This window comes from Methanobacterium aggregans (assembly GCF_017874455.1).
Classification (GTDB): domain Archaea; phylum Methanobacteriota; class Methanobacteria; order Methanobacteriales; family Methanobacteriaceae; genus Methanobacterium_C; species Methanobacterium_C aggregans.
In genome coordinates, this window is the sequence record NZ_JAGGLN010000004.1 from 57720 (window position 1) to 72306 (window position 14587).

General features: G+C 39.3%; 15 protein-coding genes and 1 pseudogene. 13 read left to right on the plus strand and 3 right to left on the minus strand.

Going from position 1 to position 14587, the window contains the following annotated elements; all coding sequences use genetic code 11:
- The first annotated feature begins 2 nt into the window (after window positions 1-2).
- The 9 genes from J2756_RS07015 to J2756_RS07055 are packed head-to-tail and all read left to right on the plus strand — an operon-like array spanning window position 3 to window position 8850.
- On the plus strand, window positions 3-2006 hold the full coding sequence (locus tag J2756_RS07015) for a V-type ATP synthase subunit I (protein ID WP_209584054.1): 2004 nt from the start codon (window positions 3-5) through the stop codon (window positions 2004-2006).
- 5 nt (window positions 2007-2011) lie between these two features.
- On the plus strand, window positions 2012-2500 hold the full coding sequence (locus J2756_RS07020) for a V-type ATP synthase subunit K (RefSeq protein ID WP_209584056.1): 489 nt from the start codon (window positions 2012-2014) through the stop codon (window positions 2498-2500).
- A gap of 32 nt (window positions 2501-2532) precedes the next feature.
- Window positions 2533-3156, plus strand: a complete 624-nt coding sequence (locus J2756_RS07025; protein WP_209584058.1) for a V-type proton ATPase subunit E — start codon at window positions 2533-2535, stop codon at window positions 3154-3156.
- A gap of 14 nt (window positions 3157-3170) precedes the next feature.
- Window positions 3171-4328, plus strand: a complete 1158-nt coding sequence (locus tag J2756_RS07030) for a V-type ATP synthase subunit C (protein ID WP_209584062.1) — start codon at window positions 3171-3173, stop codon at window positions 4326-4328.
- Window positions 4325-4645, plus strand: a complete 321-nt coding sequence (locus J2756_RS07035; protein WP_209584063.1) for a V-type ATP synthase subunit F — start codon at window positions 4325-4327, stop codon at window positions 4643-4645. The genes J2756_RS07030 and J2756_RS07035 overlap by 4 nt, the downstream gene beginning before the upstream one ends.
- A complete protein-coding gene (locus tag J2756_RS07040) occupies window positions 4642-6393 on the plus strand; it encodes an ATP synthase subunit A (protein ID WP_209584064.1) in 1752 nt (583 codons plus the stop codon). Before J2756_RS07035 ends, J2756_RS07040 begins: the two co-directional genes overlap by 4 nt.
- 2 nt (window positions 6394-6395) lie before the next feature.
- A complete protein-coding gene (locus J2756_RS07045) occupies window positions 6396-7787 on the plus strand; it encodes an ATP synthase subunit B (RefSeq protein ID WP_209584066.1) in 1392 nt (463 codons plus the stop codon).
- A gap of 38 nt (window positions 7788-7825) precedes the next feature.
- Window positions 7826-8470 carry a V-type ATP synthase subunit D gene (locus tag J2756_RS07050; RefSeq protein WP_209584067.1) on the plus strand — a complete coding sequence of 215 codons (645 nt, stop codon included), beginning with the start codon at window positions 7826-7828 and terminating at the stop codon, window positions 8468-8470.
- Window positions 8470-8850, plus strand: coding sequence for a DUF22 domain-containing protein (locus tag J2756_RS07055; protein ID WP_209584069.1), 381 nt, complete (start codon window positions 8470-8472; stop codon window positions 8848-8850). Before J2756_RS07050 ends, J2756_RS07055 begins: the two co-directional genes overlap by 1 nt.
- Before the next feature lie 307 nt (window positions 8851-9157).
- Here J2756_RS07055 and J2756_RS07060 read toward each other — a convergent pair whose 3' ends face one another.
- Together J2756_RS07060 and J2756_RS07065 are read right to left on the minus strand one after the other, a co-directional pair.
- Window positions 9158-9580: a hypothetical protein gene (locus tag J2756_RS07060; RefSeq protein WP_209584072.1), complete on the minus strand. Its 423-nt coding sequence runs from the start codon at window positions 9578-9580 to the stop codon at window positions 9158-9160.
- Between the two features lie 136 nt (window positions 9581-9716).
- On the minus strand, window positions 9717-10055 hold the full coding sequence (locus J2756_RS07065; RefSeq protein WP_209584074.1) for a hypothetical protein: 339 nt from the start codon (window positions 10053-10055) through the stop codon (window positions 9717-9719).
- Between the two features lie 171 nt (window positions 10056-10226).
- Between J2756_RS07065 and J2756_RS07070 the strand changes: the two are divergent.
- The 4 genes and pseudogenes from J2756_RS07070 to J2756_RS07085 form a co-directional block, all read left to right on the plus strand.
- A pseudogene (locus J2756_RS07070) lies at window positions 10227-10526 on the plus strand (DUF61 family protein); the annotation flags it as partial.
- Between the two features lie 4 nt (window positions 10527-10530).
- A complete protein-coding gene (locus J2756_RS07075; protein WP_209584076.1) occupies window positions 10531-10680 on the plus strand; it encodes a hypothetical protein in 150 nt (49 codons plus the stop codon).
- 312 nt (window positions 10681-10992) lie between these two features.
- Complete coding sequence (locus J2756_RS07080) at window positions 10993-11649, plus strand: potassium channel family protein (protein ID WP_209584078.1); 657 nt, start codon at window positions 10993-10995, stop codon at window positions 11647-11649.
- 44 nt (window positions 11650-11693) lie between these two features.
- Window positions 11694-13178, plus strand: a complete 1485-nt coding sequence (locus J2756_RS07085; protein ID WP_209584082.1) for a TrkH family potassium uptake protein — start codon at window positions 11694-11696, stop codon at window positions 13176-13178.
- A 247-nt stretch (window positions 13179-13425) separates the two neighbouring features.
- Here the strand turns inward: J2756_RS07085 and J2756_RS07090 are convergent, their stop codons facing one another.
- Window positions 13426-14562, minus strand: a complete 1137-nt coding sequence (locus J2756_RS07090; protein WP_209584085.1) for an ATP-grasp domain-containing protein — start codon at window positions 14560-14562, stop codon at window positions 13426-13428.
- Window positions 14563-14587: the final 25 nt, after the last annotated feature.

Consider the following 14587-nt stretch of genomic DNA (forward strand, 5'->3'; position numbering starts at 1 on the left):
AAATGTTCAAGCCGGCAAAAATGCAGAAGCTCAAGATAATAACTTTGGACAAGTACGCTGATTCTGCAGTTAATTCCCTTCATGAAGAGGGAATCGTACAGATCCAGGATATCTCAGAGCGAATTCAAACCGATGCAGAGTGGAAGCAAATACTCAAACCTTCAAAGGCAAATCCCAACACAGGAAAAGTCTCTTCTCTTCTCATGAAAACTTCGGGAATGGTTGATTTTCTTGAATCCGTTGAAAAACGTGACGGTGGCATAAAAAACACCATCATGGGTTTTATCAATCCTGAAACATTTGAGAAACGAGAAGTTGAAGTTATAAGTGCAGATGAACTGGTTGCCAAAGCAGAGTCAACAATTGCAGATGTTGAATCAAGGACCAAATCCCTTGAAGAACAGTTGAACAAACTGGACTCTGAAAAAGGTAAACTGGAAGATGCTTCCAAAATTGCAGAAGAATTAAAAGATTTTGATGTTGATCTCATTGATTTAAAAGGATCAGAGTATACTGAAGTTATAACTGGTAAAATAGAACTTTCTAACCTTGAAAAATTTAAGGAAGAAGCCAGTGCAGTTACAGAAGAATATCTTGTTTTTGAAACTGATTCTGAACTTAAAAAATCAAAATCTAAAGAAGTTTCAAAGAATATTATTATCATAACCTTATCACAATATGGTGAAAAGTTAACAGGACTTCTAAGAAAACTGGAATTTGATAAATTCGAAGTTTCAGGAATTTCTGGAAAACCAGAAGAGTTTATAAGAAACTCTGAGACAAGAATTCATGCCATAGAAAGTGAAAAAGAAACCCATTTCAATGAACTGGCAGTTGTTGCAGATGAATGGAAGGATAATCTCCTCGTTCTGAAGGAACAGCTGGAAGTTGAGAAGGAAAGGGATGAAATATTTTCCTCATTTGGAGAAACCAACAACACCATGATGTTTGAAGCATGGGTTCCAGAGAAGAAGATGAAAAAATCTCTTGAAATCCTGGAAACATCCACTGAAGGACATTCAGTTGTTGAAGTTTCAGATCCTGAAGAGAACGACGACGTTCCTAGTCATCTCGATAATCCGCGCTTTGCAAAGCCATACGAGATGATGGTGGACATGTACTCCCCTACAAACTACAAGGAATTGGACCCAACCATTTTCATGGCAATCATGTTCCCATTCTTCTTTGGTTACTGTTTAACCGATGCAGGTTATGGTATAATTGATGCATTAGTAGGATATCTCCTTTACAGGGGACTTGGAAGGACCAATAGAACCATGCATGATATGGGTTTGATACTCGTTGCATGTGGTGTGTGGGCTTTCATCCTTGGAATGGTTACCAACGGTTTCATAGGAGACCTTGTACCAAGATTCATAGTTGGAGATATGAGTTACCTAATGCCAACAGTCATAGGATCTGTCAACGCATTTGTGCATCCTGAAAACATATTGTACATAGCATTGACCATAGGTATCCTTCACATAAACCTGGGTCTTATCATGGGTGCTTACAACAACATAAAGAATGGGAAAATTGGAGAAGCCTTCGGTACACAGCTCGATTGGATTATACTTGAATTAGCCATTGTTCTTTACATTGTAACAGGATCAGCCATAGTTGGAGGAGTTACAGCACTCATAGCCATAGGAATTATGATGTACTACAACGGCGTCATGGGAGTGATGGATATACTGAGTTTCCTCGGTACGGTTTTATCATACTCAAGGCTTTTAGCACTCTGTCTTTCAACAGGCGGAATAGCTATGACAGTTAACATCATAACAGGGTTGTCTGCAGAGATGATACCCTATGTTGGTATAATACTAGCTCCAATAATATTCATTGGAGGACACATTGCAAACCTGGCTTTCCAGAGTCTTGGTGCATTTATACATTCATTACGTTTACATTATGTTGAATTTTTCAGTCAATTCTACGAGGGCGGAAGTCCAAAATTCAAGCCCTTCCAAGCTGAAAGAAAATTTACGAAAATTAGGAGGTAAAATAAATGGCAGCAGAATTAACATTAGGTACAGCTTTAGCAGCAATAGGAGCAGGAGTCGCAGTAGGATTTGCGGCATTAGGATCAGGTATAGGACAAGGTATAGCATCAGCAGGTGCAGTAGGTGCAGTAGCTGAAGATAAAGGCATGTTCGCACAGGGTATCGTTTTCACAGCTATACCAGAGACACAGGCTATATACGGTTTCTTAATAGCTATATTGATCCTCGTGTTCTCAGGACTCATGGGTGGACACACGCTTGACGTAGTCACAGGACTTGTAGCAATAGGTGCAGGTGCAGCAGTAGGATTTGCAGGTTTAGGATCCGGTATGGGTCAGGGTATAGCTTCATCAGCATCCGTTGGTGCAGTTGTCGAAGATAAAGGTATGTTCGCACAGGGTATCGTTTTCACAGCTATACCAGAGACACAGGCTATATACGGTTTCCTTATAGCTATACTGTTACTTGTGTTCGGCGGAATTCTCGGAGCATAAGCATTTAAGCTTAGATATTGGAGGATAAGCAGATGAGCTCAGGGGCAGAAAAAATAGTATCAAACATCATATCAGATGCTCAAAGTAAGGCAGATATCATAATCCAGAAGGCCCAGGAGGACACCAGTACAATCACAGAAGAAGGGGACAAAAAAGCCCAATTTGAAAGCGAAAAAATTCTTGAAAGCGCTGAAAAACAGGCACAGATGAAATATCAACAGTTGATCTCTGAGGCTAAGATGAATTCCCGTAGGAAAGAACTCGAGGCAAGAGAAGAAATTATTGAAGAATCATTTGCTAAAGCCGGAGCAGAACTTGAAAAGATCGCTTCAACTTCTTCCAAGGAATATGTGGAATCACTTAAAAATGTCATAAGTGAAGCTGCATTTGAGATTGGTGGTGGAGAACTGGTTGTACTTCTTAAAGAGGAAGATATCTCCAAAATAAAAGACGAAATAAAAGCTATCGAGAAAGATATTACTGATAAAACAGGCCAGAAAACAACCTTTGAAACTGGAGAAAGCATAACCACCATTGGTGGGGCAGTTGTGAAAACCAAAGATGGAGATATTGAGGTTAACAACACAATCGAAGCAAGGATGCTCAGATTCAAAAAAGCTCTAAGATCAGAGGTTGCAAAGGTGCTGTTTAAGTAAGGAGGAAAACCTAAATGGTAGAAGATATTGCAGCATTAGTAAGCTCAATGGGATTTTCCTCCCCAGAATCCGTTATAGGGCTTTTATTTCTGGTCTTAGCAGTTATTGGAGCAGTAATTGTTGTTGTGAGCATCAGACCCGTTCTGGAGTTTTACCCATACACATCACCCAATGCACGTGTAAGGGCAAGAAGAGGAAAGCTGTTTGATGAAAAACAGCTTTCAGAAATAGTTGAAGCAGACACAGTGGAAGAGGTCAAAAATTACCTTAGGGGAGTTCCAGAGTACGCAGAATACGTGGAAAAGTACCCTATTGAGAAGGCACTTGACACCCAGCTTGCAGAAACTCACGATCTTCTTGCAAGGATAGCACCAGATGATATAAAAGAAACCTTTGAAATTCTTTTGTCAAAATGGGATATAAGCAACTTGAAGAGCATAATAATTGCAAAAGAAGCTGGTTTAACAAGGGAAGAAACAGAAGATCTTTTAATACCCTTTGGGGATCTAAAAGATTCATCTGACAAACTCCTTGATGCAAAGAACATTGAAGAAATTGTTAATGCTCTTGAAGGTACAGAATACGCACAAATTCTTGAAGATGCTATGCCAGAGTACCAGAAAATGGGTATGCTCTTACCTTTAGAAGCAGCACTTGACAAGAATTATCTTAACAAGCTGGTTAGATCCGTTGCAAACCCTGCAGATGACAACAGCAAGTTACTGCAGAGTTACATCGGAACCCTTGTGGACACAACCAACCTGAAGATCATACTCCGGGCAAAGGTTGACGGACTCAAATACGAAGAAGTCCAGTCTTACATGATATCCAACGGATACCAGATACGTGAGTGGAAATTAAAAGAACTCATGGAATCTGAAGATGTTGAAGGAGTATTAAGCAGTCTTGAAGGAACAAAATATTCACACATACTTTCAGAGTCCATGCCTGATTATTCAGGCACAGGTTCAATAGCCCCATTCGAGGCAGCTCTGGATGCAAATGTGAGAAAAACTGCAAACACCATATCCAAGAAAAAACCAATAGGCATAGGTCCAATAATAGGATTCCTCAGCAGGAAAGAAACTGAAGTAAGGAACCTTAAGATCATAGCCCGTGGTAAAGTAGAGGATGGAGTTTCAGCTTCCGTGATTAAGGAGATGTTAGTATGAGTTCGCAGGTAGCAGTTATGGCTGACGCGGATACTGTCACAGGATTCCGTCTTGGAGGAATTAAGGCAGGATATCCAGTTTCAAACATGGAAGAAGCAGATAAAACCCTTAAAGAACTTGTAAAACAGGATTTTTCTATTATAATAATAACAGAAAAAATCGGTGACGGAATAAGGGAAACAATAGATAAGTTCACAAAAACAAGCGCATTGCCTATGATAATTGAAGTACCCGACAAATCAGGCTCAATTAGGAGAGAATCAGACCCTATGAGAGAGCTTATAAAGAGAGTAATTGGGGTTGAGATGGTAAAATGATTACAGGAAATATAATAAAAATAGCAGGTCCCGTTATTGTTGCAGACGGCATGAAGGGAACCCAGATGTACGAAATGGTCAAAGTCGGTAGCGACAAGCTCATTGGAGAGATAATTGAACTCGAAGGTGACACAGCAACCATACAGGTTTACGAGGAAACAGCAGGTATGAAACCTGGCGAACCAGTTGAAAGTACTGGAGGACCATTATCTGTGGAATTAGGTCCAGGTATTTTAGGATCCATATTTGATGGAATTCAGAGACCTCTTGAAAAGATCAAAGTTCTAACAGGAGATTACCTCCCTAGGGGTGTTGATGTTCCATCCTTACCAAAGGACAAAAAATGGACTTTCAAACCAACAGCAAAAGCTGGAATAGAAGTTAAAGGTGGAGATGTTATAGGAGAAGTCCAGGAAACATCTGCAATCGTCCAGAAAATAATGATACCTCCAAAAGTGGAGGGAACATTAAAAACAATAGTATCTGAAGGTGAATACACTGTAGAGGAAGACATCGCAGAAGTGGAAACATCCAAAGGTGTCGTAAAAGTTCAGATGCTACAAAAATGGCCTGTTAGGGTTGGAAGACCATACAAGCAGAAATTAGACCCTGATGTACCACTTGTAACAGGACAAAGGGCACAGGATACTTTCTTCCCAGTTGCTAAAGGTGGAACATCTGCTATGCCAGGTCCATTTGGATCAGGTAAGACAGTTACACAGCAGCAGCTTGCAAAATGGGCTGACGCAGACATAATCGTCTACGTTGGATGTGGAGAACGTGGTAACGAGATGACAGAAGTTTTAACAGAGTTCCCAGAACTTGAAGACCCAAAAACTGGAAAACCACTCATGGACAGGACTGTCCTTATCGCAAACACTTCAAACATGCCTGTGGCAGCAAGGGAAGCATGTGTTTATACAGGTATAACCATAGCAGAATACTTCCGTGATATGGGCTACGATGTGGCTCTAATGGCAGATTCAACATCCCGATGGGCTGAAGCTATGAGGGAGATCTCAGGAAGGCTCGAAGAGATGCCTGGTGAAGAAGGATACCCAGCATACCTTGCATCAAGACTTGCACAGTTCTATGAACGTGCTGGTAGGATTACAACAGTCGGTACAGAGGACAAAGTTGCATCAGTAACAGTTGTTGGAGCAGTATCACCTCCTGGTGGTGACCTTTCAGAACCAGTTACACAGAACACCCTACGTATATCCAAAGTGTTCTGGGCACTGGATGCATCACTTGCAGACAAACGTCACTTCCCATCAATAGATTGGTTACAGAGTTACTCATTATACGTTGAAAGTGTGCAGGACTGGTGGAAGGAGAACACAGGTTCAGATTGGAGGGACACAAGGGACGAAGCAATGGCCCTGCTCCAGAAAGAATCTGAGCTCCAGGAAATTGTTCAGCTCGTTGGTCCAGACGCACTTCCTGACCGTGAAAGGGTAACCCTTGAAACAACAAGGATGATAAGGGAAGACTTCCTCCAGCAGAACGCTTTCCACGAGATAGACACATACTGCGCACCTCAAAAACAGTATGAAATGCTTAAAACCATCATCATGTTCCAGAAAAACGCAAGTGCAGCCCTTGAAAGGGGAGCAGCAGCAGCAGATGTAGTAGCTCTTACTGTTAAAGAGGACATAGGAAAGATGAAATACTTACCTGAAGCAGAATTTGATGCAAAGGTCAAAGAAATTCAGGATAAAATAATCAAGCAGTGCAGTGAGGTATGAAGATGAAGATAGATATAAAAACAAGGGAGTACACAACAGTTTCAGAAGTTTCCGGCCCTCTAATGATTGTTGAGGGAGTTGAAGGCGTTGCCTACGGCGAAATCGTGGAGATCGAAACACCTGCAGGGGATCACAGACGTGGACAGGTTCTTGAGGTTAAAGATGATCTGGCTGTTGTGCAGGTCTTCGAGGGAACAAGCGACCTCAACACATCAACCACCAAAGTCAGGTTCACAGGAGAAACAGCAAAACTCGGTGTTTCACCTGACATGCTCGGAAGAATATTCAACGGTACAGGAAAACCAATAGACGGTGGTCCAGAGATCATTCCTGAAGAGGAACTGGATATCAACGGTAACCCTATGAACCCATCAGCAAGGGAATTCCCAGCAGAGTTCATAGAAACAGGTATATCAACAATAGACGGTATGAACACACTTGTACGTGGACAGAAGCTACCTATATTTTCAGGTTCCGGTCTTCCACACAACGAGCTTGCAGCACAGATAGCAAGGCAGGCTAAGGTTATAGGTGAAGGATCAGAGTTTGCAGTTATATTTGCAGCTATGGGTATCACCCACGAAGAAGCAAACTACTTCATGAGGGATTTCGAGCGAACTGGAGCTCTTGAGAGGGTTACAGTTTTCATGAACCTTGCAGACGACCCTGCAATCGAAAGGATCATCACACCTAAAATGGCATTAACCACAGCTGAATACTTCGCATTTGAGAAAAACATGCACGTGCTTGTTATACTCACTGACCTTACCAACTACTGTGAGGCATTAAGGGAAATATCAGCAGCAAGGGACGAAGTTCCAGGAAGGCGTGGATACCCTGGTTACATGTACACCGACCTTGCAACCATGTACGAACGTGCAGGAAGGATATTAGGTAAAGAGGGTTCAATCACCCAGATGCCCATACTTGTCATGCCACAGGACGACATAACCCACCCAATTCCTGATTTAACAGGTTACATCACAGAGGGACAGATCGTTCTAAGCCGTGACCTCCACAGGAAAGGTATATACCCACCAGTAGATGTTTTACCATCACTTTCCAGACTTATGAGTGGTGGAATAGGTGCAGAACAAACACGTGAAGACCACAGTGGTGTTTCAGACCAGCTTTACTCAGCATATGCTGAAGGTCGTGAACTACGTGATTTAATGGCTGTTGTTGGTGAAGAAGCTCTTACAGAGCGTGACAGGAAGTTCCTGAAGTTTGCAGATGAATTTGAAAAACAGTTCATAACCCAGACCAGGGACGAAGACAGATCCATTGAAGAAACACTGACACTCGGTTGGGAACTTCTGGCACTTCTGCCAAAAGCAGAACTCAAACGTGTACGTGAAGAACACATTCCAAAATACCACCCAGAATACAAATAAACCCCTTAATTTATTTTTTGGGGTTATAGAGGGATAAAATGGCACAAGAAATGATAGAAGGAATCAATCCAACAAGGATGGAACTTCTAAAACTAAAGGATAGGGAAAAACTGGCAGTAAAAGGTCATGGACTCCTCAAAGAGAAGAGGAACGCCCTTATCATGGAGTTCTTCAACATACTTGAACGTGTTCAGGGTTCAAGGGACATGGTTGAGGAAAATCTAAAGGAAGCCTATGAAGACCTGGCAAAGGCCCAGATCACAATGGGAGAACTCGCTGTCCATAAAGCTTCAATGGCTGTTAAAGAATCCGTTGAAGTTGACATTGATTCTCGAAGTATAATGGGTGTTGTTGTGCCTGTAATTGAATCAACAAGCACACAAACACGTACCATGGTTAACAGAGGATATGGATTTGTAGACACCTCTGTAAAACTGGATGAAGCAGCCAAAAAATTCGAAGAATCCATCAAACTCATAATAGAACTTGGAGAAATAGAAAAAACTATTATACTCCTTGCAAGTGAGATAGAGTCAACAAAAAGACGTGTTAATGCTCTGGAACATATAATCATTCCAAGGGTTGAGAACACAGTCAAGTACATTGAAATGAGGCTCGAAGAGATGGAAAGGGAAAGTTTCGTAAGGCTCAAGATGATCAAAAAAACCATGGAGATGGAGTAATGGTCAGAATAGTAACCAGACTTGGTACCATAAGGAAGGAACTTGAAGATAAAGAAGCAGATATTGACTTCAAAATAGGAACTATAGTTGGAAAATTAAGGGCAATAGTTGCTGATGAAGATGTGGATTTCAAGGCCAACGATGTGAAGCCAATTAAAATCCAGGAGATCAAGGTACCTGCAAACCATATCTGCCTCCTTTACGCCTACGCTGAGAACCGATATGGGCATACAATAGCTGTAGGTGAAGAAACACCCCTACCAATAAGTATGGACAGAACAGTGGACCATGCAACATTTGTTGCAGCTCTTGATGGAGAGATCAAAAAGAATGACCTGATTGGAGTGCTGACCTTACTTCCAACAGAACTCATGAGGTAAGGTTAAAATCCTTACCTATCTTTTTATTTTTTATTTACGATTTTTAGTGTAGACTATTTTTTAGAAATTTAATTGAAAGAAATTTAATTGAATTTCAGGTAAATTATCAACTACCAATTTTTTATAAATTTTATAAATAAAAGATTAAAATTTCATTAGAATTTTTTTAGCATCTACTTGACTATGAAAAAAGATTGTAAAAAATAGGGGTTTGGTACATCCCAAATTACTCATTCACAACCAAATTCAAGGACTGAAATGAAGACAAAATAAATATGAAAGTTTTTGATCAAAAATCAAAGGTTCATCAACCGCTGGAAAGTCTGTCCTTAATGAAGTTGTTCATTGGCTCTTTGCTCTTTCTAACTTCAAGGAGGAAATCTTTTATAACTTCTTCCAACTCATGATATTCCTGTAATTTTTTGTTTTTATCCATTCCAAGCTGTTTTAATTCCTTCATCATCTTCTTTCGAGGTGAAGAGCTTAAAATACCTGTAATCCTCGATTTTTGAGATTTGTTAGAGTATTTATCAATTATAATTCGTTTATTTTTGGTATGATCCGATTTAATTTGTTCTATGTCCCTTTTAATATTGTCCTGAAGGTTGCAGAGAGCTTCCTCAATTTCATTCAGCTCAGACATTAAACGTCTTGAATCTGCAATTGAGGATACATCAAGATCAATTTCATTTATTTCAGACAAAATAGTGTAATAATCTTTGATGTTCATTTTTTACCTCCACCCCAATATTTTGTAATCCATAAAATTTTTATAATCCCTAAAATCACTGAAAATAGCAGTATCTAAATCTAATATAAATCGTAATACCACAACAGTATCTTTACCAATAATATTATAAATTGATTTAAGAGGTATTTATTTTGATTGTGATTTTCAGTAGCCCCTCAACCACCTCAGTGTAAGTTTCAACGTCATCGTTCTCCTTGGACATCTGCGTTAATCTGTAAAATATGTTGTTAAGGGAGATGGTGTTGAACGTTCCCATCTTGTTTTCGGGTTTTGAGGATATGAGGAGTATGGTGACTGTGCTGTCATCTATGGAAACGTTGTAGTTTACAGCGTTTATGTATATTGCATCTGAAACTCTAAGAAGAAGCTTTATATGTTTTATAGGAAGCCCACTTTTACTTATAATATCCTTTATCCTATCATTTTCTCGGCACTGTTCCACACTAATATCCATCTCATCACCTCTCAAACAAATTTCATTGAAAACTAATATATCCCACAACACAGATAAGTTTAACAAATGAAGGACCTAAACCGTGCAGACAGACTGGTGAAAAAACAGGTACTTAGCCTCAACAGGCACATCCCCAAACAGAGAAAAACCCTTGAATAACTCCTTAAAGAGGACAGGCCCCATGTTGTGGGTTCAGATGGTACAAGGCACAGATTCAAAGCTTCTGAACTTCAAAAGATTGCAGATATAGTTCCTGAATCAGAACACCATCTTCTGAAACTCCCAATATACGTTGAGATAGAATCTGTTACCTCTGGAGCCAGAATAACTGGAAACATTGAAACAAAGGTAGTCTGCAGCATACTGAACATGGAAGGATGTTCAAAGGAAATTTTCATTTACAGACCGGATATAAAGACTTTGCGAGCCAAATTTCCAACTACAACCCAGTACATATTTTTAGTGAGGTGAAAAATTGACCCCAGACCCATTCGAAGAACTGATCAAGGACCCTGACAAACGTGCCAAGGCCTACGTATACATGACAATAGCATTCATAATCTCAACCTTCATGATAGCCATTGGAACCATAATATTTATTTTACATGTTATTGGAATAATTTAATCCTTTTTTATAATTTTTAATTAAAAAATCGAATTTTTCTAGAAAAAATAATTGTTGAACCTAATTGTTACGTTACAATGATTATTTTTATAGAAAGTATGATCATCTAAGTTAAGTTTAAGCTGTGCTAACTCGATTTATTGATAAACAGAGGATCTTTAAATGTTTTTTTGTGGATCCATGAAAAGGTTTATATGATATTTGAAACCATCATTATAAAGTTTGAAAATTTATAAATATATACGCAGTTATATCATGTTTAAAGGATTTTAGAGGGACTATAATCAAATAAAAATTATGAGAGGTGTTTAATTGTATGTGGTAATCATGGGAGGGGGTAGGGTGGGTTTAAAGCTTGCTTCATCCTTATCTAAGGAAGGACAGGACATCACACTCATAGAAAGTGATTCTAAAATATGCAGTGATGCTGCTGCTGATATCGATGCCCTGGTCATCTGCGGTAACGGTACCAGTGTTAAGACCCTTGAAGAAGCCAACATCAAAGATGCGGATATATTCGTTGCTGCAACAGGGAACGATGAATCAAACCTTCTGGCATGCATACTGGTGAAGGATCATGGCCTCAAAAAGATCATCGCCAGGGTCAGTGATCCAGCACATGAAAATATCTTCAGGAAGGTGGGGGTTGATTCTGTTGTAAGTCCTGAGCTTACAGCTGCAAGTTACCTTGAAAAATTGATCATACGCCCAAAAATTGCAGATCTAGTTATTCTCGGTAAGGGTAATGCAGAACTACTGGATATTCCAGTGGAAAATCCCAAGGTCATTGGTAAAAGTATTGGAGAACTGAGTCCAAAGGAAAACTACATCATATGTGCCATCTACAAACATGGGGATCGGGAGATTACAATACCTCAACCAGATATGGTTCTGGAAGCAGGTTACAAAGTTTCAATTTTAATAAAAACAAAATTCATAAAAAAAGTTGTTAAAATGTTTATTGAATAACGAGTTCCTAAATAAAGATGTTCAGTTGAAAGGGGGCTTTAAATTTGTACGCCATAAACAAGTTAAAAAAAGATGAAACATACTCCATACTCCATTACACAGGCTACATATGCATATTATTAGGACTTTTAATGTTAGTACCTGTTTCAGTGGCTTTGATATACCACGAATATCATTATATCCTGCCTTTCATTTATTCTGCAGTTATAAGTGTTGTTTTTGGGTTTCTACTCTACCACTCTTTCAGGAATACCAATGAAATCTCACTTAAAAGTGCAATGATATTTGCAACTCTCATATGGCTTGTTGGTAGTGCCCTTGCAGCGTTACCATTCTACTTTTCAGGAGATTTATCTTATATAAACAGTTACTTTGAGGCAATGTCTGGTATTACAACAACGGGTTTCACCATGTACACCAACCTGGATGTTGTTACCCATACAATGGATTTTTGGCGCGGGTTCATGCAGTGGTTTGGTGGAATTGGAATAATTGTCATGGGACTAGCCATACTATCTTCCCCTTCAATCAACATAATGAGGATGTACAGTGCAGAGGGTAGAGAAGAACGCTTAGTACCAAGTATCAAACATACCACTCGGATCATACTTTACATCTACCTGGGATACACGGTATTCTCAATCGCCCTCTTTGTACTGGCCGGAATGCCAGTTTTCGATTCTATATTCTATGCCTTCACAGCCCTTTCAACGGGGGGTTTTGCAATGCAGAATGCAAGCCTGGCATTCTACCACAACATATGGATAGAGATTGCTGCCATGATCATAATGATAATCGGCGCAACCAACTTCGCAATTCATTACGCAGTTATAAAGGGTAAATGGAAGGAATATTTCAGGGATATAGAAACAAAGGTATCATATTCTTTATTAATAATTGGAACCATTTTAGTGGCAGTATTCCTTTACAATGGTTCCTATTATGGCCATGATTTCCTGCTATCCCTCAGATATTCACTTTTCCAAATGGTCTCTGCTTTAACAACCACGGGTCTTCAAACAGCATCTGGATCCCAGATAACCAATCAATGGATGGGTATGGGAATATTCGTACTCACCATAATCATGATGGTGGGTGCAGGTGCCTGCTCAACAGGTGGAGGTATAAAATGGTTGAGAGTTGGCATTCTAGTTAAAGGAATGTGGTGGCAGATTAAATCACTACTATTACCAAAAAGTGCAGTTATATCACATAAAATTCACCATGTAAATGAATTGAAGTTAAATAACGAAGTTTTAAGGTTAACAGGATTATTCGTATTCAGTTACCTCCTTATATACATGGTAAGTGTTATAATAATCCTTTTCTATTACCAGAACGTTCCACAGGTTATGTTCGAGGTTGCATCTGCTTTGAGCAACGTTGGACTGGGTTCCGGGCTCATGACTGCAAGTTCCCCTACACTAGTGAAGATAGTGTTCATAGCTGATTTCTGGATAGGAAGACTTGAAATATGGCCAATACTACTTTTCCTTGTAATTTTAGCCCAGAATACAATTCGAAAATAAGAAAACACACATTTAAATCATATTTTCCTTATTTTTTAAATTAGACTCTGAATTGGAATTTAAATAGTTATTTTATATTATATTTTATTTCTAAAAACTTTAAAATAAAAAAAATAGTTCTTTTTTATATAATAATTCTTTTTTTATATATTTATTTGAAATTTCTATTTTAAAGGTAAAATTCTCATAATTTTTTAAAACGAATCCCTTAAAATTTTCTTTTAGATGATTGAAATATTTTGATTGATTAAGATCCTGAAGGAAATAGCGTGAGGGCAGAGTAAACATTCTTAACAGACTCATCTGCAGAAAATAGGGCGTTTTCAAGGATTTTATCAGATGAAACAACCGTTGCAATTGGTTCACCCATTTCAATCACGGTTTTAACTGGGGGTTTGTCGTAAACACCTGGAAAATCCATTTTTTCTGTGAGGGAACGTTCCTTTGCAAAGATGATTTTTTTAACAGCAAACTTCGTGGGTTTTGGAATGGAAAAGTTGTCACCCATACATATCTTCATGTGGGCTTCTGCCATGTTGACCCCAAGACATGCTTCAGCACATTCAAATGTTCCCTGAAAACGTGGGTTAACTTCTATGATGTGAGTTTCATCATGGCTCCTTATCATATCCACACCGTTTGAACCTGTGAGTTTCAGTGCTTCCACAACTTCCTCTGCAATTCTACTTATTTCCAGGGGGAGTGAATGTGGAGCCATGTTCCCACAGTAACCGTAGGGTTCCATCTGTCCGAGTCCTTCATCACCAATTATCTGCTGGCTTGTCAAAATTGTCTGGGCCCCATCTGCACCTGCCATTACAGATGCACTTACAGACTCACCCTCAACAATTTCCTGAAGCACAGAACTGGTAATATCACAGGTTTCATCTGCATCCTCAAGGTTAAGAATACCAACACCTCCGGATCCAGATATTGGTTTCAGTAAGAATCTTTTTTCAGGATACTGATGCCCAATTTCAAGTGCATCATGGATATCAGATATAAAATAAGTTTCAGGAAGTTTGAACTCTCCATTAAGTTTTTTGTAGAGTTTGTACTTATCTTCAAAGCAGGAAATATGTTTATTTCCAATCACCCTATCCTTTGGAAAGTTTTCAGGTGATGCACCAGATGTGCAGATAATAAAATCCACTTCATCCACAAAGTCCCTTGCAGCATCTAGAAGTAGAGATGGTTGAAAGTCATGGGCGAAGTTTCCAGAGGAACTGTAGGGTTCTGGGGATAAAACAGATCTTCTGTAATCTGAACATTCTGCAAGGTCCTCGGTGTAAAAATAATCAACAGCGTAAACTGTGTAGCCCAATTTTTTTAAAGAAGATGCCACAGGTCTGGTATTCGAACCCACAACAAGCACTTTTTCCATGTGATTACCTGTTTATCCTTTGAAG